Origin of the sequence: Janthinobacterium sp. GMG1 (genome assembly GCF_034427795.1) — a bacterium.
Lineage (GTDB): Bacteria > Pseudomonadota > Gammaproteobacteria > Burkholderiales > Burkholderiaceae_D > Janthinobacterium.
Map to the genome: position 1 here is coordinate 502,854 of NZ_JAXQNT010000003.1, position 19,272 is coordinate 522,125.

Annotated in this window: 2 protein-coding genes; both read right to left on the reverse strand. The window is 60.5% G+C overall.

Annotated elements, in window-relative coordinates; translation table 11 throughout:
- Positions 1-543: 543 nt before the first annotated feature.
- On the reverse strand, positions 544-888 hold the full coding sequence (locus SJI03_RS11000) for a hypothetical protein (protein WP_322427211.1): 345 nt from the start codon (positions 886-888) through the stop codon (positions 544-546).
- A complete protein-coding gene (locus tag SJI03_RS11005; protein ID WP_322427212.1) occupies positions 885-19,205 on the reverse strand; it encodes a hemagglutinin repeat-containing protein in 18,321 nt (6,106 codons plus the stop codon). Before SJI03_RS11005 ends, SJI03_RS11000 begins: the two co-directional genes overlap by 4 nt.
- Positions 19,206-19,272 lie beyond the last annotated feature (67 nt).

Consider the following 19,272-nt stretch of genomic DNA (forward strand, 5'->3'; position numbering starts at 1 on the left):
GACAAAGACGAGGCAATGGCACGCGCTTATCTGTCAAGCGCTTTTACCATGTCCCACATCGCCGCCGCTTTCCACGTCTCGAGCAGTACAGTCAGTCGGGCCGTATCGGCATTTAATAAAGCGCAACTTGCTGTCGATCAAGACGGCAAAGGTTGAGACCGTGTACAAAAGTCGGACCTGACCCCGCCCCCTTCCTTCAAAGATACGCCAAGGCAGCAGCGCCGCGCGGTCACACTGTCACTCGCGCAATATCAGGTCCGCTATCGCGACAGAGACGAGGCAATGGCACGCGCTTATCTGTCTACCGCTTTTACCATGTCCCACATCGCCACCGCTTTTCACGTCTCGAGCAAGACAGTCAGTCGGGCCGTATTGGCATTTAATAAAGCGCAACTTGCTGTCGATCACGACGGCAAAGGTTGAGACCGTGTACAAAAGTCGGACCTGACCCCGCCCCCTTCCGCTCCCTCTTAAAGTCGGACCTGACCCCGCCCCCTCTTTGGGAATGTTGCTATCGAGTTTGCCATCTCGCCCGCCGTTACATTATCTGCCGATGCTACTGCTTTTAGTACTCAAACAAAGCTCCAGTTCTTCAATAAAAATCCCCGGAGCACCTGCCTGAATCCATTCATTGAATTTATCAGGATAAGAAAAATAGTGTTTCTCACCAACAATTACGTGAGATTCTTTATTTCCAAATTTTGCCACAAATGACAAATGATTTCTTGCTGCTGAAATTAACTTAGCCTCCCCCAAAGAGTAATCAACATTATCTCTCTCACGATTAAAATCAGAAATACCCATCAGCAATTTATATAACTCCATAGAGCCATCAATTTTCAATAATTTGTCTATCAATTCTTCTTTTACCATGCTCTCTTTTTTCATTTCTTGCTTCCCGTTATAACTCCATTCGAATATTGCAAATCGCCATAGCCTATTGATTTTCGTATTTTTCCGGCTGGTATTTTTGATATCGATTGCATAACATCATATCCAATTTCATTATAATACTCATTAAATAAACTCTTATTCAACTCATCCAATCTACCCGATATTGATCTTACGTTGGAAGGTCCAATGTTCTCAACCGCACGGGACATCATTTCCGTCCCGAGGCCGTTCCCCTGTTGCGCACTACCCATCCAGTCGACATTTAGGTTCCCAGTCTTTGAGTTAAAAGTACCTCTAAATTCACTGGCCGGTGCGCCGCTCTTTTGCAAGACAATTGATCCATCCTCTAAGACTACTTGGCGTGAAGAAAGAGAAATAAACGATCCATTGGGTGTAGGAGTTAGATTGGTTTCAAAGTCGAATCCCAACTTACTTCTAAACGGAGCAAATCCATCCGCTGCTGCCGCGTTTACGCTACTTAATCCCGCCAGCTCGCCCCCCCGTGCCACAACACTTGTCTTCGTCGCTAAATTGACAATGGCACCTGCTCCACGAATAGCTGCGCCGCCTAAGCCAAGTACCGCCGTAAAAATTTCAACTTCCCTCTCGGTTTTACGTGCAACAGCTTCATTGTAAGCTTTGGTTCCTGCATCTGGTATGGCATTAGCAATAGGATCACCATTGGTGCAGCTAACCGCTGGACACGGAGCGACAAGGGGGAAGTACACCGCTCCGTCGACAGTCATGGTCACGCGCTTCGTACCTTCAGGTGCCGTTGGCAAGGACTGACTCGTTACATAGGTGGGTCCAGGTGTCAATACATAGGGGCTGGACTTACCACCAGTATTGGCAGTAATGTAGGCCATCAAGTCATTACTCGGCCGAGTCGGAGCTTTTTCAAGTAAGGTGACTTGGTCCCCGTGAACAGACACCAAAGACATAGTATTGTCAGCCGCTAATGTCTCTTGTATCGTCTTTCCCGTTCTAATATCGACGTTCCTAACGAAGGTTTCCTGTGTATTTTCAGCAACAACAATATTGCCTGCCTCGTCACGCAACCCCGAATAGCGCATAGCGTCCAATATTTGCTTTTCGGTATATTTACCCTTGCTTAATTCAGCTAAGGCCTTTGCTTTTTGGCGATCACCCGGATGCAGCATCCGGTTATTGACATCGGTATTAAATGCTGTCGCCGCACCAGCCCCTCCTCCGGCAGCAACGCCAATCGACGTGGCTGCCGCCGCACCCAAGGCCTGCTTGACGGGTTCAGGCAGATCCATACCGTCGATCATCTCACCAATCTTGGGCATGGCCGCAGCGCTGGCCCCAGCGCCAAGCGCGCCACCGATACCTCCCGCAAGTGCACCGGCCGCCGTATGCGCAGCAACACGATAAACCCCGCCTTCCTCCCATTTCGCGGCCTCCGCCAGATCGCCCACATCCCTGGCATCTTTCATTTTCTTGTCAGCATAATCCCCGATCTCCTTCGCAGCCATTGAACCGAACGCCGCCGTGATTGCCATCTGGGCCTGCGTTTCCTTCTCCAGCTTCTTGCCGTCCCACGCCTTGTTCAAGGCACCGCTGCTATCTTTCTCGCTGCTGACATCGCGGTTCAGTTCAGCAAGCATTTCCGCCGCCGTCTTGCCCGTCAGCGCTTGTTGCTTCTCTGCGTCCGTGATCAAGATAGTGCCGCCGCTGATGCCCGAGCTTGTCGTGCTGCTCTGGCTACCGGATACGTTACCAATACCTCCAGAACCCCCTGGCGCCGATTTCGCACCCGCTGCGGCCTCGTCTTTGGCAGTGCTTGCCGTACTCTGGTCACCTAACTTCCCACTAACTGACCCGCTCAAGCTAAACCCGCTCGCCGAATGCTGGTCCTTGTTTTGCAACTCGCTCGTCGTTAACGTACCCGTGATCAGCGAGTTCTTGCCATCCGTGATGGCCTTGCCGCTGCTGGCAATCACGCCGGCCTGCAAATCGGTATTGCCGGCAACGTTAATCTGGAAGCCGCCGTCGCCCGCCTTGATGCCGCTTTGTTCCGTGACGCTGGCAAAGTCGCCTTTGGCCTTGCTCTTCGAGACACTGCCTCCGACGCTGCTGGCGCCATAGCAGAACGGAGGAATACACAAGCTCATGTTGAAGCCCGCGCTGCTGCTCTTGCTGGCGTACGTGCTTGTATCCTGCAGGCTGATAATGTTCAGGTTACCGCCGATGGCACCCTTGACCGTATCTGCCGCCAGGATCGCGCCTTGCAAGGTCGTATCGCCGCCACTGATGATGGTCGCCGTCTTGCCAGCTGTCACATAGGTGTTGGTGTAATAGCTATCCGTGCCATCAGCCTTGCCGCGCGCCTGGTTTGCCGCAATATCGAGGCTGAAACCATTCTGCGTGCCGCCAAAGGTATAGCCGACGCCGATGCTGGAACCGCTGCTGCTGTTCTTGCTCGTTTGCGTCGCCGTATTTTGCGCCGCGAGCAAGTTGATCTTGTCGTCGGCGAACAAGGTAAGATTGCCGCCCGCGCCAATCTTGCTGCCGGCCACCGTCAAGTCGCTGCCCGCCCCTGCCCCGGTCGCAACGATGCTGACATTACCGGCTGCATTGACCGCGCTGCCAACCACCGTGCTGCTGCTCTGGTGCATCTCGCTTTCGCTCTTGCTGCTGCCCAGGCTGACGCTGATCTTGATGCCAGCAGTGTTGGTCAATCCCTTCGCAGCCATGCCAGCCAGATCCGTGGCCTTCGATGCCAAAGTCACGGCCGCCAGGGCTTGCATGCGCGAGTCTTTCGTCTGTTCGGCTGCCTTCGCCAGGCTGCCGATGCTTTTCACGGCATCGACAATCGGCACGTTGACCGTACCGCCAAGGGCCACCTTGCTGAAGGTCGTGTGCTGCTCGCTGGCATTGCTGTTATACGCCTCCTTGATCAGCACATTCTTGCCCACGATGCTGATATCGCCAGGCAGGCCGCCATTCGCGCCCGCGCCGGTCGCCAGCACTTCGCTGGCCGTCTGCGTATACGTCTCGCCCGCGCGCAGCGACACATTGCCGCCCAGGCTGGCAATCTGGCTGCCCACTTGCGCCACGCCCGAGTTCTTACCATCGCTGGTGGTCTTTACCGTACCAAAAGCTGGCTGGTTGATGCTGCCGATAAAGCCGGACTTTTTGCTGAAGCTGCTCGACGTCGTGTCCTTGTCGTTCTCGGCACTGACGATGCTCAAGTTACGCAAGGCGGTCAAGTCAATGTTGCCATCGGCTACCACCGTACTGCCCTTGATGGCGACGTCGCGCCCGCCCACCATCGTCACACTGCCGCCACTGACGGCGCTTCCCGCCTGGGTAACGGTGCGACCATCGTCGGCCTGGCTGGTCAGCGACTTGCTCAGGCCAAAGGTGCCGCTCTTCTTGACTTGCTTGGAGTGAATCTCCTTGCCGTCCAGTCCGACGGACTCGATGCTGATATCGTTTTTCGCAATTAAGTTGGCTGCTTCGTGCGCAAGTACCGATGAACCCGCCACCTTCAAATCATGCCCGGCGACGATATCGACGGTATTGCCCGTCAATGAAGTCCCCAGCGCCGTGCTGGTTTGCACGAGATCGCGCGTGGTCGTGGTCTTGCTGGAGAAAGTACCGCTCTTCTTGACCTTGCTTGCCACATCCAGGCTGTCGGTGGCCACGCCATTGACCAGGCTGATGTCATTGCCCGCCACCAGACCCAGCGCCCCGCCCGCCTGCACATTCGCAGCGCGGGCCAGCAAGTCATTGCCCGCCTGCAAATTGACATTGCCGGCGCCGATGATCTGGCTGCCCACTTCGCCGGTCTTGCTTTCTTTGCGGTAATTGTTAGCGTTACGCACTTCGTCGTGGGTCGAGGCGACGGCGACGGTATTGAGGGTCAGGTTATTGCCCGCGATCAGGCTGGTCTGGCCATTTGCAGCGGCATTGGCGATGACGCCGCCAGTCAGCGTCATATCACGGCCCGCCTGCACGATCAGCGTATTGCCTTCGCCCGTGCCAGTCACATACATGCCGGCGACCTTGTCGACGACGGTGCTGGTTTCACTGTTGCCCGCCCATTTCGAGCTGGCGTTGCTGACCGTGGTCGTGACCACATTGATGTCGCGACCCGCACCGGCGATGAGCTTGTCTGTCGCGATCACCTGGCCGCCAACATTATTAATATCGTTGCCAGCCAGCATGACGATCTGCTTGCCGCCCAGCTCGCTGCCCTGGGTGGCACTCTTGGTCGAGCTGCTGCCATACCAGCTTTGACGCGTTTCTGTATCCTGTGCCGTCGCAATATCGATGTTGCGTTCCGCAGATAGCTGGAGCGTTTCCGCTGCCTGGACATTTGCCGCTTTCAGCTGGATATTATCACCGGCACTCAGGCGAATATCGCCGGCAGATGAAATAGTACTGGCGGTCTCTTTGCTGGACGTGTCGGTCGTATGCCGCTGCCCAGGACCTGACAACTTGAACTCACTACCGCTGCTCACCGTCGTGACGGCAATATCACGGCCGGCTGCAATACCAATACCGCCACCGGTATCCGTATTCACGACGGAAGCACCCGCGATAGTCACGTCGCGCCCGGCAGATAACAGCAAATTACCGCTGCCGGCCGTACCATTGCCAGTGACATACAGACCAGCCAGCTTATCCAGAGTGGTACGACTGTAGCTGTTTTTACCATCATTGCTGCTGGATGCCAGCGTGGAGGTCTTCACGTTGATATCCCTGCCCGCAGTGATTTGCAGTTCGCTGTTGGCGGAAATGGTGCCGCTGATGTTATTCAGGTCCGTCCTGGCATTGGCAGAAATGGCATCGCCCGTGATGCGCCCACCGAGGTTGTCGATATTTTCCGCATTCAGCTTGACGATCGTGCGTCCGGCAATCGTACCGCTATTGGTCAAATCGCCTTCGAGATTCAGATTGACTTCCTTACCGGCCAATAATCCCCCTTGGCCATCGATATCGCCCTCGCGCACGCGCACATACACTTGCGGCGCCAGCACTTTTTGCGTGCTGCCGTCGGCCAGAACGACTTCCTGTTCCACCAGCCAGACGATATCGCTGGTCAGCCCCGCCATTTGCTCCGCTGTCAGCGCAATGCCGGGACGAAGGTCCCACTGCTTGGCAAAGGCAATGCCCTGATCCATCAAGGCCTTGTACTGCTGTTCGTCGTTGCTGTAGTCGCCGACGAAACGCTGTCCCGTCAACGCGGCAACTTGCTCGCGCACCAGGCGTTGCTCATAGAAGCCATCGCCGAGGCGCTTTTGCGTCACGGATGGATCGTTTTTTACCTGGTTGAGCAGATAGTCGGAACCCGTCCATTCCCGATAGCTGGCAAAGCGCGGATCCGTTTCCACAAGATAACGGGACGATGGTGCAGAGCTCACTTTATACAGACTGGCGTTCGGAATCTGCAGCGATGAACCAGTGGTCCGCACCACTTGTGCGCGCGTGGATGGATTGCCCAGTTTCACCTGAGTAATGCCATTCATGCGCACCTGCCCCATTCCACCGACAGCACCTGCGTGTGCAGCACTTCCTGTCGAAGCTGCGATAGCCACGTCTTTCAGCGGCTTCAACCCCGTGCCGGCGCTTGCTTGCGCGCCGTTGACACCAGCCAGCGCAGTCGACGCCAGCGTTGCGATCTCGCCTGCCCGGCCGAGGGCGCCATCATGAGCGGCGCCACCGGGTCCATTGCCGCCTGATACCACCGTGACCGAACCCACAGACGAGCGAGATAACAAGGACGCATCAACGCCTGCGCCATGCTGGCCAGCACCGCTGGCAGCATCAACACGCGCGCTGGACACCGTGTCAACGGCAACAGTGCGAGCCGCATCGCCCGTGCGCGTGCTGCCAGCCATACCTTTACTACCGGATGCCAGCGCTGCGCTTTGTCCTGCAATAAGACCCGCCGCCACAGCCGATGCATGATTCAATTCAGAGGCAGTATCGGCGGCGACACCTTTCGCTGCCTTGAGCTGGTTGGCCGGAGCGACACCGATGGCCGCATCTACGGTTGAATTACCAGCGCGGTCAGTTCTCTGGATAGTGCTTCCCCCATCGACGTGAGCGATTTTCTTGCCACTCACATTGCTGGCGTTTCCAACCCCGACCGAACCCAAGACAACATTTGACGTATTAATACTTGCAGATGTATTCCCTATGTGCTCCGCCCCAGTGCTGACGCCAGCTGCTGCCACATTGGCAGGTCGGGTACCCTGGCCACCCGGCGCCGTAAATTGCTCGTTACGAGCCGTGTCAATATTGGCCGATGGAAAACTCTCAGTTGTATTAATTGGTGTGCTTTCAATAAGCGTCTCCTGTCCACCGCCACCGCGAGTAGGGCTAATAAAGTAAGACACACCTTTTTCGTGAATACTTCCCCCCCCTCGTGTAGTTTTGTTGTGCAAAACTACACGATCCATTGCCAGCTCACCACCAGCAATAATATGACTATTGTCATTTAATACATAATTTGAATTAATCTTTAATCTGTTACTTGCAATAATTCGTCCCGGATCAGAACTAACTATCGCACTTTCATAAATGGTTCGAGTTATATCCCGACGAAAGAAGAGGACTGAAATTGCACCGTCTGGAGTCTCTAAACTGGATAACTCGCCGGGTCGATGCAACATCATAACAATTTTCAATCCCGGAGTACCTTCGCGATACCTGTTCGCGGATCCATATATCTGATACTCGGTTACTGTTTCTGTCGTTTCCCGTCCAGCATCAAAAACCAGATGGTTATTGAGGACATTGACCTGATTCGCACTCAGATCCAGGTTCCCCAACGCCTCGATCGTCGCGCTGGCATTCGTCACCGATTCCGCCCAACCCGTGGCGGTGCGGTTGCCGTCCAGATAGCCGCCAATGGCCATGTCGCCGCCGCTAAAGATCAGGCCGTGTTCGCGGTTGTTGAGTTTGGTGACGCCGATATCGAGGCGGTCACGTGCGGCAATGGTGGCCGCCACGCCGCCTTCCACGTCATTGTTGACGGTGCCGCCGGCTATGCTCAGATGGTCGCCATAGATGCGGCCCGTGCCGACGTTGTTCAGCGTGCCCACGTTCAGTTGTGTGCTGATGCCGTCGATCACCCCCCGGTTGTTCAGTACGCCGCCGACGTTGACGCGCGTTGTGCCCGCATTAAGGTCGCCCGTGGCCGCGTTGTCGAAATTCGCCGCGCCCAGGGTCAGGGTGGTACGCGCTTGAACCTTCCCTGCATTGGTCAGCAATCCGCCAATGGTGATATCCGCATTGCCATTGGCCATGATCTCGGCACCTGCGTTCAGCGTAAAGTTGCCGGCCAGGTCCAGCGCCAGATCCTTCTGCGACAGCACCTTGCCGTCGCCGCTCAGGCTGCCCGCGCGGATATCGGTACGCACGCCACCGATGATGGTACCGCCCGTGTTGGTCACGGCCAGTCCACGACCAGGACCGCTATCGTGCAGCGTCAGCGCGCCACCGGCACTGAGCATGCCCAGTGTGTTGTTGACGCTGCCCGCGCTGTTGATCGCCAGGTTGCCATCGGCGCGCACCGCGCCCTGCACATTGCTGACGTTAGCGCTGTTCAAAGTCACATGCACGCCTTCGATGCCCTGGTTCGCGCCCAGGGTGCTGGCATTGTCGATCGCGCCGCCCGTCAACGTGACGGCAGCGCCGGAACGGATCAAGCCTTGCTGGTTGTTGATGCTGCCGCCACCGGCGTTCAAGCCGATATTGCCCAGCACCTGGATTTGCCCGCCCTGGTTTTGCAAGCCGCTCAGGGTCAGGTCCAGCGCCGACTTGCCGACGATCTGGCCGCCACGGTTATCCAGCTGGCCCACGCTGCCCGCGATGTTGCCTGCCGCGCCCAGATAGCCACCCGCATTGTTCCAGCTGCCCGTTTGCAAGCTGAGGCCGGCACCGCTGCTGATGCCACCGGCACTGCCGGGATGGCGCACTGCATACGCGCCCGCATTGGTGTTGAGCAAGGCGTTGCCGTGCGTGTCGATGACCATGGCGCCGCCCGACTGCAGCAAGCCGCCATCGTTGTCCAGGATGCCCGTCTGCAAGTTGACGGTTCCTGCGCCCACCAGGGTACCCTGCGTGTTGTTGAAGAGCTGGCCATGCGTGTCGAGCGTGACGTTCGCGCCCGCTATAGTTCCCTGCACATTCGACAGGCCGCCGTTACGCAGGATGATGTCGCCACCCGCTTGCAGGGTGCCGCCATTGTTGATGGTGGCGCCGGTAGAGATCATTTGCAACTGGCCCTGTACCGAGGCCAGCTTGCCGCCAGCGCTGTTGTCGACGCTGGCCGCGTTCACAGTCATATTGCCCGTGGCGGCCAGCAAGCCGCCCGCATTGTTCAATGCCTGCGCCACGTTCGCCGTCAGCTGCCCGCCCGCCGTGGCGCTGCCGCCCTGGTTCAGCAGATTCCCTGCGCCCAGCACGACATTGCCGCCACCGGCGATAGCGCCGCCATGGCTGTTGTCCAGCACATTGTTCGCCGTCACCGTCAGGTTGGCGCTCCCGGCCGCCTGCAGCTTGCCGCCCTGGTTGTTGAGGGTCGGTGCGACGATACTGGTGTTGCCGTTGCTGGCGATGGTGCCGCCGTGATTGTCCAGACTGGTGGTCAATTGAATGCTGGTATCGCCTTTACCCAGCTGCGTCAGGTTGCCGCCGCCATTGTCCAGAGTGCTACCCGTCACACTCAGTTGCTGCGCGATGGTGCTGGCGTTGCGGTGGTCGATCGCCCCGGCCGTCACGACCAGCGCGCCATTGCCCGTGATCTGTCCGCGCAGATCGTTCAGCTGGTTCGCTTGCAGGTTCAAGGTGCCGCTGCCCGCATGCTCGATCTTGCCATCCGTATTCGTCAGGGTGGCTGCCTTCAGGGTCAAATTGGCGCTGTTGACGGCGATGCGGCCGCTCGTGTTGTCCAGCGCGCCCGCTGGCGATGTCAGCTCGATGACGGTGTTGCCAGTGCCCGTTTGCACGATGCTGCCTTGCTGGTTGTTCAGGTTGCCCACGCCAACGGCCAGCTGGCCGGCGCTGATATCGCCGCGCTGGTTGTTCCAGGTCTGGTTATTCGCACCGGTCTTGATCGTCAAGGCTCCCGGCGTGGTGACCACGGCGCCGCTGGTGCTGACGTCTCCCACGCTGGCCGTCAGGCTGATATTGGCGGCGCTACTGCGGCTGCCACCAAGGTCGACGCTGCCGCCGCCCAGAATGGCATTGCCCGCCGCCAGCACCTGCCCGTGGGCGCCCAGCGCCTGCTGCGCCGTGACCTGCAGATTGCCGCTGTCCTGCAAACTGCCATCGGCTTTCACGCCCGCGCCGATCAGGCTGGCCGCGCCGCTGTTGACGCTATTGGCGCTGATCGTGTTGTTGCCCTGGGCCAGGATCACGCCGGCATTCTCCAACGCTCCGCTCACCTTCAGCACCTGTTCTCCGCCGGCAAACAGGCTGCCGCTGTTGCGCACGCTGCCTGCCGTCGTCGTCAGATTGCCGCTGGCAACGATGCTGCCCTGTTCATTGAGCAGTTCGTCCATGCTCAATTGCACATTGCCGCCTGCCGCCTGCAATTGGCCCAGCGTATTGTGCACCTTGCCGCCGGCCACTGTCAGGTCGCGCCCGGTAATGATCACGCCTCCGGTATTGTCCAGCTTGCCCGTCGCTGCCACATTGACGTCCTGCGCGGACGCAATACGGCCATGGTCGTTGAGCAACTCGCCCGTTTCCACGCGCACATTGCCATTCGCTTCGATCTTGCCGCCGCTATTGTCCAGGCGCGTGCTGGCCAGTACCGTTGCCGCACTCGTGCCCAGCTGCGTGATCTGTCCCTGGCGATTGTCGAGGATGCCGGCGGAGACGCCCACCTGCTGCGCCAGCAGGCTGGCGTTGCGGTGATCGATGTAATTGGCCGCCACCTGCAGCGCGCCATTGCCCGTGAGCTGGCCCCGCTGTCCATACAGATTCGTGGCGCGGATGTCCAGCACACCCTTGCCCGCATGTTCGATCTTGCCGTCGATATTCGTCAGGTCGCCCGCCTGCAGGCGCAGATTGGCGCTGTTGACGGCAATGCGCCCGCCCGTATTGTCCAGCTTGCCCGTTTCGATGACCGTATCGCCGGCGCCCGTCTGTATCAAGGTGCCCTTGGTATTGTCCAAGTTGGCAACGCGCATGGCCAACTGCCCGGCGCTCAGGCTGCCGCCCTGGTTGGCCAGTACCTGCCCGTTGGCGGCATTGGCCGTGATGGCCAGCAAACCATTGGTCGATACGATCGCCTTGCTGGTCGTCACATTGCCCGTCAAGGCCGTCAAGCCGATATTCGCCGCGCTGGTCTGGCTGCCGCCCACGTCGACCGATGCGCCCGTCAATTGCAGCTGACCTGCCGCCATGTTCTGGCCAGCAGCCTGCAAGGCACCGCCCGTTTTCACCGTCAGATCGCCAGCCGAGGCAAAGCTGCCATCGGCGCGCATGCCTGCGGCCAGCAATCCATTACCGTTCAGACTGCCCGCCGTGATCGTCGTATTGCCCAGGGCAGCCAGCGAGCCTGTATTGCTGAGCAAGCCGCCGATGTCCAGGGTCTGGTTGCGCCCCGCATACAGCACGCCAGCGTTCAGCACGTCGCCGCTGACCTTGGCCGTGATATCCGTGCCCGCGCTGAGCGTGCCTTGCGCATTGCGCAGGCTGGCCGTGTCCAGGCTCAAGGCGCCAGTGCCTGCCTGCAACAAGCCGCGCGTATTGTCGATGGCACCGCCCAAGTGCAGATCGGTCGCTGCCGCGATCACGCCGTCGGTATTGACGAGTGCGCCAGTGCTGACGATGTCGGCGAAAGTGGCCGAGGTGATCTTGCCCTTGCTGTTGTCCAGGTTGCCGGTCTGCACCGACAACACGCCATTGCCGGCGATTTCCCCACTCGTATTGTCGAGCTGGCCGGTGACGGCGACCGTCATGCCGCCCGCGCCCGTCTGCAGCAAATGACCGCCCCGGTTGCTCAGGCTATCAGCCTGTACGCTCAGGGTACGCCCCGTGGTGGTGGCGTTGGCATGGTCGAACAGACCGGCCTTGAAATCGACGGTGCCATTGCCGATGATGCTGCCGCCGGCACCCTGCAAGTTGGCCGCCGTGATGGCCAGAGTGCCTGCACCCGCATGCTCGATCTTGCCACCCGCATTCGTCAAGGTGGCCGCGCCTAGGGTCAGGTCATTGCTATTGACGGCGATGCGCCCGGCGCTGTTGTCCAGCTTGCCCGTCTGGATGAAGGTGTCGCCCGTGCCCGTCTGTATCAATGTGCCCTTGGTATTGTCCAGCTTACCCACGTGCAGATCGAGTTGGCCGGCGCTGAGTTGCCCTTCCGTATTGCGCAAGGTATCGTGCGCATGGATCGTCAAGGCGCCAGGCGTGCTGACCACGGCTTGATGCGTGCTGACGTCGCCAGTGCGTGCCGTGATATTGATCGTCGCTGCACCGGTCTGGCTGGCAGACAAGTCCACGCTGGCGCCCGTCAGGGCCGCCTTGCCCGCCGCCAGATTCTGGCCATGCGCGGCCAGCGTTTGTGTAGTGCTGATCGTCAGGTCGCCAGCCGTGCCCAGCTTGCCATCGGCCTGCATGCCCGCGCCGATCAAGCTGCTTGCGCTGCTGTCGAGGCTGTTGGCCATCAGGCTGGTATTGCCTTGCGCCGCGATCACGCCCGCGTTGACGATGACGCCGCTGGCGTTCAGGGATTGATTCCCGGCCGCGTACAGGCTGCCGGTATTGTTCAGGCTAGCCAAGGTGGCATTCAGGTTGGCGCCGGCAAACACGCTGCCCGCGGTGTTGTTCAGCTTGCCAACCTTCAAGGTCGCATCGCCAGCGACAGCCTGCAATTGCCCTTTGGTATTGTCGATGTCGCCACCGGTCAATGCCAGATGACGGCCAGCCGCGACCGTTCCATCCGTGTTGTCCACGCTGCCGATGTTCAACTCGGCATCCTGCGCCGCCACGATGCGGCCTGTGTTGTTCAGCAAGGTAGCTGCTTTCACCAGCGCATCGCCATTGCCCTCGATCTTGCCGCCTGTGTTGTCGAGCTGGCCCGTGGCCGCGACCGTCATCAAGCCTGTGCCCGTCTGCGCCAGGCTGCCGGCGCGGTTGTCTAGCGTGCCGGCGTTGACCGTCAGCTGGTTCGCCACGGTCGTGGCGTTGCGGTGATCCAGGGTGACTGTAGTAATGTCAAGCTTGCCATTTCCCGTGATCTTGCCGTGCTGATTATTGAACTGGCCCGCGTTGATGGCCAGAACGCCCGCACCCGCGTGCTCCAGCTTGCCATTGATGTTCTTCAAGACCGTCGCGTTCAGGGCCAGGTTGGCGCTGTTGACGGCGATGCGGCCGGCTGTGTTGTCCAGATTGCCTGTGGTGAAAATGGTGTCGCCTGTGCCCGTTTGCACGATGTCGCCGCTGGCGTTGTTCAGGTTCGCCACATTCAATTGCAACTGACCACCCACCAACTGACCCTGGGTATTCACCAGCGACTGTGCGTTGTTCGCATTGGCCGTGATGGCCAGTACGTTGCTGGCGGAAATCACGGCTTTGTTCGTCAGGACATCGCCGCTGCGTGCGGTGATGGCGATGTTGCGCGCCCCCGTCTGGCTGCCTGACAGATCAATGGCCTCGCCGGACAGCACCGCGCTGCCCGCCGCCAGGTTCTGGCCGCTCGCTTGCAACACGCCATCGGCATTGATGGTCAAATCTCCTGCCGTACCCAGGCTGCCATCGGCTTTCACGCCGGCGCCCAGCAAGCCGCTGCTGGTCACTTTGGCAGCAGTAATATTCGTGTTATTCACCGACGCAATCGAACCGCTATTGTTCAGCAATCCCCCCACCGTCAATTGCTGGTTGCGGCCTGCATACAGCAGACCGGTATTGCTCAGGTCACCGCTCACTTTTGCCGTCAGGTCCGTGCCGGCGCTGACTGTGCCCTGCTGGTTCAGCAGGGTCGCCGCATCGAGACGCAAATTGTCCGCCTGCAATACGCCTCGGGTGTTGTCGATTCCGATACCTGCCAACTGCAGCGCCTGGGTGGCGGCGATCACACCATCCGTATTCTTCAGCACGCCCTTGCTGACAATCTCCGCCGAGGCGGCGGACGTGATGCGGCCCTTGCTGTTGTCCAGCACGCCCGCTTGCACGGACAAGATGCCTGTTCCCGCATGCTCGATCTTGCCATCACGGTTCGTCAGCGTGGTCGCATCGATGGTCAGATTGTTGCTGTTGACAGCGATGCGCCCTGCCGTGTTATCCAGATTGCTGGTCTGGATGATGGTATTACCCGTACCCGTTTGCAGTACCGTGCCCTTGGTGTTGTCAAGATTACCTACGTGCAGATCGAGCTGGCCCGCCTGCAAGGCACCTTCCGTGTTGTGCAAGGTGGCGCTGGTCGTGATGTTCAACGCGCCCGGCGTCGTTACCACGGCTTTATTCGTGCTGACATCGCCCTGTACTGCCGTCAGGCCGATGTTCGCGGCGCTGGTCTGGCTGCCGCCGATGTCGATGCTGGCGCCTGTCAGATTGGCGCTACCGGCAGCCAGAACCTGACCATGCGCGACCAGCGTTTGCGTGGTGCTCACCGTCAAGTCGCCTACCGTACCCAAGCTGCCATCGGCCTTGATACCCGCACCAATGAGACTGCTTGCGCCGCTGTCAAGACTGTTTGCCGTGACGCTGGTGTTTCCCTGCGCCGCGATCACACCCGTGTTCGTGACGGCACCTTTTGCCGTAAGAGATTGATTCCCTGCCGCATACAGGCTACCCGTGTTGCTCAAAGTATCCAGCGTGGTACTCAGATTACCGCCGGCAAACACGCTACCTGCCGCATTGTTCAAGTTCGCCACGTTCATGGTGGCGTTGCCCGCCACGGCTTGCAATTGTCCTTTGGTATTGTCGATGTCGCCACCGCCCAATACCAGGTTGCGACCTGCCGCGATCATGCCCTCCGTATTGTCCAGGCTGCCTATCTGCAGTTCGGCATCCTGCGCCGCCACGATGCGGCCTGTGTTGTTCAGCAAGGTAGCCGCTTTGACCTGCGCATCGCCATTGCCCTCGATCTTGCCGCCTGTGTTGTCGAGCTGGCCCGTGGCCGCGACCGTCATCAAGCCTGTGCCCGTCTGCGCCAGGCTGCCGGCGCGGTTGTCCAGGCTGCCCGCGTTGACGGTCAGCCGATTGGCCACAGTGGTCGCATTGCGGTGGTCCAACGTGGCTGCCGTGATATCGACCAAACCATTGCCCGTGATCTTGCCAAACTGGTTGTTGAACTGGCCCGCGTGGATGGCCAGGATGCCGGCACCCGCGTGTTCCAGTTTGCCATTGATGTTCGTCAAGACCGTCGCGTTCAAGGCCAGGTTGGCGCTGTTCACGGCGATGCGGCCAGCCGTGTTGTCCAGTTTGCCTGTGGTGATGATCGTATCGCCCGCGCCCGTCTGCACGATCTCGCCGCTAGCGTTGTTCAGATTGGCGACGTTCAGCTGCAACTGCCCTGCCACCAGCTGGCCCTGGGTATTCACCAGGGACTGGGCATTATTTGCATTGGCCGTGATGGCCAGCACGTTGCTGGCCGAGATGACGGCTTTATTCGTCAATACATCGCCGCTGCGCGCGGTGATGGCGATGTTGGCGGCGCCCGTCTGGCTGCCCGACAAATCAATGGAATCACCTTTCAGCACAGCGCTGCCCGCCGCCAGGTTCTGCCCGCTCGCTTGCACGATGCCATCGGCATTGATGGTCAGATCACCCGCCGTGCCCAGGCTGCCATCGGCTTTGATGCCTGCGCCCAGCAGGCCGCTGCTGGTCACTTTTCCAGCGGAAATCGTCGTGTTGTTGACGGAGGCGATGGAGCCGCTGTTGTTCAGCAAGCCACCCACCGTCAGTTGCTGGTTGCGGCCCGCGTACAGCAGGCCCGCATTGTTCACGTCTGCGCTGAGGCGCGCCGTCAGGTCCGTGCCAGCGCTCACCGTCCCCTGCTGGTTCAGCAAGGTCGTCGCATCGAGACGCAAATTGTCCGCCTGCAATACGCCTCGCGTGTTATCGATTCCGATACCGGCCAACTGCAGCGCCTGCGTGGCGGCAATCACGCCATCCGTATTCTTCAGCGCACCCTTGCTGGCGATATCAGCCGAAGCGGCCGAGGTGATGCGTCCCTTGCTGTTGTCCAGCACAGCAGCCTGCAGCTGCAGGCTGCCATTGCCGGCAATGTTGCCACGCGTATTGTCCAGCGTTTGCGCCACGTCCACGCGCATCTGCCCTGCCCCCGTCTGCTGCAGGGTGCCGTCGCTGTTGTCCAGCTGGCCGGCCTGCAGTGTTACCTGCTGCCCGGAAGTAACGGCATGACGGTGATCGATCGTCTCCGCCTGGATGTCGACCCGGCCATTGCCCGTGATCTTGCCCCGTTCGTCATCGAAGCGCGCTGCTTCAATGTGCAGGCTGCCCGTGCCCGCGTGTTCGATGCTGCCGTCGCGATTGCTTAGCTTGTCGGCCTGCAGTGCCAGCTTGGCGCTGTTGACGGCAATGCGCCCGTCCGTGTTGTCCAGGGTGCTGCCTTGCAATGCCGTGTCGCCATTGCCCGTCTGGATGAGGGTGCCGCCGCGGTTGTCGAGCGATCCCGTTTTCAGGTCCAGCTGGCCCGCGCTCAGGGTGCCGCGCACGTTCGACAGGGCCTGGCCGCTGCCGGCCGCCGCCACGGACAGCAGGCCGGTGGTCGTCACCAGCGCGTTATCGGTGACGACATGGCCCGCGCTGGCATTCAAATCAATGGCCGCGCCGCCCGTCTGGCTGCCGCTCAGGTCGATGGCGGTGGCGTGCATGCTGGTCTTGCCGGCGGCCAGGTTCTGGCCGTGGGCCGCGATCGCTTGCGCAGCCGTCAGCTGCAGCTGACCGCTGCCGGCCAGGCTGCCGTCGGCGCGGATGCCGGCGCCCAGCAAGCTGCCAGCGGTGCTGTCGATGCGGCTGGCGTCGATGCGGTTGTCGCCCTGCGCGGCAATGACGCCGCTGTTGCTGACGGCGCCACTCACCTGCAGCGCCTGGTTGCCGGCCGCATACAGGTTGCCGCTGTTCAGCGCTTCGCTGGCCCAGGTGGCAAGGTTGCCACCGGCAAACACGCTACCGGCCGTATTGTTCAGTTTTGCGACCGTCAAGGCCGCATCGCCCGCCACTGCCTGGATCTGGCCGCGCGTGTTGTTGACGTCGCCGCTGTCGAGGCGCAGTGTACGGCCCGCAGCCAGGGTCGCCTCGGTGTTGTCCAGCGCGCCAGTGGACAATGCCAGGTCCATGCCCGAGACGATACGGCCCTTCTGATTTTGTACATGACCCGCCTGCACGCTCAAAGCGCCATTGCTTTCCAGCGCGCCGCCGCGGTTGTCCAGCCCGTTGCGCACCTGCACGCCAGTCACTCCCTGGCCGCTCTGCGCCAGGCTGCCGCCCCGGTTGTCCAAGCTACCGGCATTGATGCTGAGTTGCCCCGCTACCGTGCGGGCATCGCGGTGGTCGACCTGCTCGCCCGTCAGCGCCATGGCGCCGTTGCTGATGATGCTGCCGCGCTGCAAGTTGATCTGCGCCGCGCCGATCTCCAGCGCGCCCGTGCCCGCATGCTGGATTTGCCCGTCCTGGTTGCTCAGGCTGGCGGCGTGCAGGCGCAGCGCCTGGCTGTTCGTGGCGATGACGCCGCGCGTATTGTCCAGCGCACCCGGCAAGCTGATGGCGAGATCGCCACTACCCAGCTGCATGAGCTGGCCGCCCACGTTCGACAGGTCGTGCGCGTTCACGCCCAGTTGCTGGCCCGTCAGTTGTCCGCCATCGCTGCGCACGGTCTGCGCCGCGTCCAGCTGCAGGCGTCCGCGTGCACTGACCTGCGCGCGGCTGGCGTCGAGGTCACCGGCGCTAGCGCCCAGGCTAACGTTCCCGCCAGAAACCTGCGCCCCAGCAAGGTCCAGCTGGCGCGCCGACAGGCTGCTGTCGCCGCCCGCGACCGCCGTGCCATGCACGGCAATGGTGGCGCCAGCAGAAACGCTCAGCTTGCCGCTGGCGGCCAAGGTATTGTCCAGATTCAAGCCAGCCGCCAGTACCGAACCAGCAGTGGCATCGATGCGCGCTGCCGCGCCCGTGGCTTGCACCTTGACATTGCCCTGGGCAGCGATCACGCCGCTGTTCGCAATATTGCCCTGCGCCTGCACCTGGCTGTCGCCGCCCGCATACACGGTGCCGCTGTTGGCCACGTCGCCCGTAACGGCGATGCTGCTCTGGCTGCCCGCGCCTGCGGACTGGATATTGCCGCTATTGCTCAGCCAGCCATTCGATTGCAGTACCAGGTTGCCGGCCGTGGCCGCCATTACGCCCGCATTGCGTACGCCCAGGCCCGCTTCCGTGCCGATCAGGGTGATCTTGCCCGCATACATGCCGCCCAGTTGCGCCACGTCCAGCGCGTAGGCTGGGGCCTGCCCTACGCCGGACGCAGCGCCCGCCACGCCATGCGCCGCATCGATCTGGTTAGTTCCTGTGACCACTTTCAGTTCCTGCGCCCAGATGCCGCCATTGATCTGCGCGGCGCGCGCCAGGATCGCCGTGTAGTCGCTCAGCGAGGTGTCCAGGCCGCGCCCGTTGATGGTGACCACGCCGCGCTGCACCATATAGCCGTCCAGGTTGCCGCCATTGAGGATAGGCGTGCCCGTCGTCAACGTGACCCGGCTGGCATTGATGAAACCGCCGCCATCGACGGCCACGCCGGCAGGGTTGGCGATGACAACTTCCGCGCGCTGGCCCGCCACCTCAACATAGCCGCGCAGTTGGCTGGGGTTGGCAGAATTGACTTCATTGAGGATGACGCGTGCGCTGCCGCCCGCCAGCCATGGATTGCCTTGCACCCAGCCGCCCGTCTGCGTCTGCACATTGCCGCGGCTGTTATTCAGGATGGCGCCATTCGTCGTCACGTCGAACTGGCTGTAGGTATTGCGCGACACGCCCGCCGCGCTCGGTGTCTGGATGTTGACCTGCGTCACGCCATTCGCGCTTTGCACCACCGTCGGACGCTGCCTGCCCGGTGCATTCGGGTCGGCCACGATCTGCCCCATGGCCGGGCCAGCCACAAAGGCCACCATGCCCAGCGCGCCAAATATCGCCAAGGCCAGCGGCCGCAACTTGCCATTGATCCCGCCACCGCCATCACCGCCAAACACGCCACTGTCCAGGCCACCTTCCCCTTTGGCCGCCTTGCCTTGCGAAGAAGCGTTTTCGGCGACGACCATCAGTTGGCCACGGCGTTTATTAAAGATGATGCGGTACAGGTTCTTGTTCATGAAATATCCTACTGACAACTAAATGATGCGATAAAGGGGGAAAGAACGGCTGGCGGGTGGCGGCGTC

Coding starts and splice junctions, on each gene's coding strand:
- SJI03_RS11000 (WP_322427211.1), bottom strand. CDS start 888: ATGAAAAAAGAGAGCATGGTAAAAGAAGAATTGATAGACAAATTATTG.
- SJI03_RS11005 (WP_322427212.1), bottom strand. CDS start 19,205: ATGAACAAGAACCTGTACCGCATCATCTTTAATAAACGCCGTGGCCAA.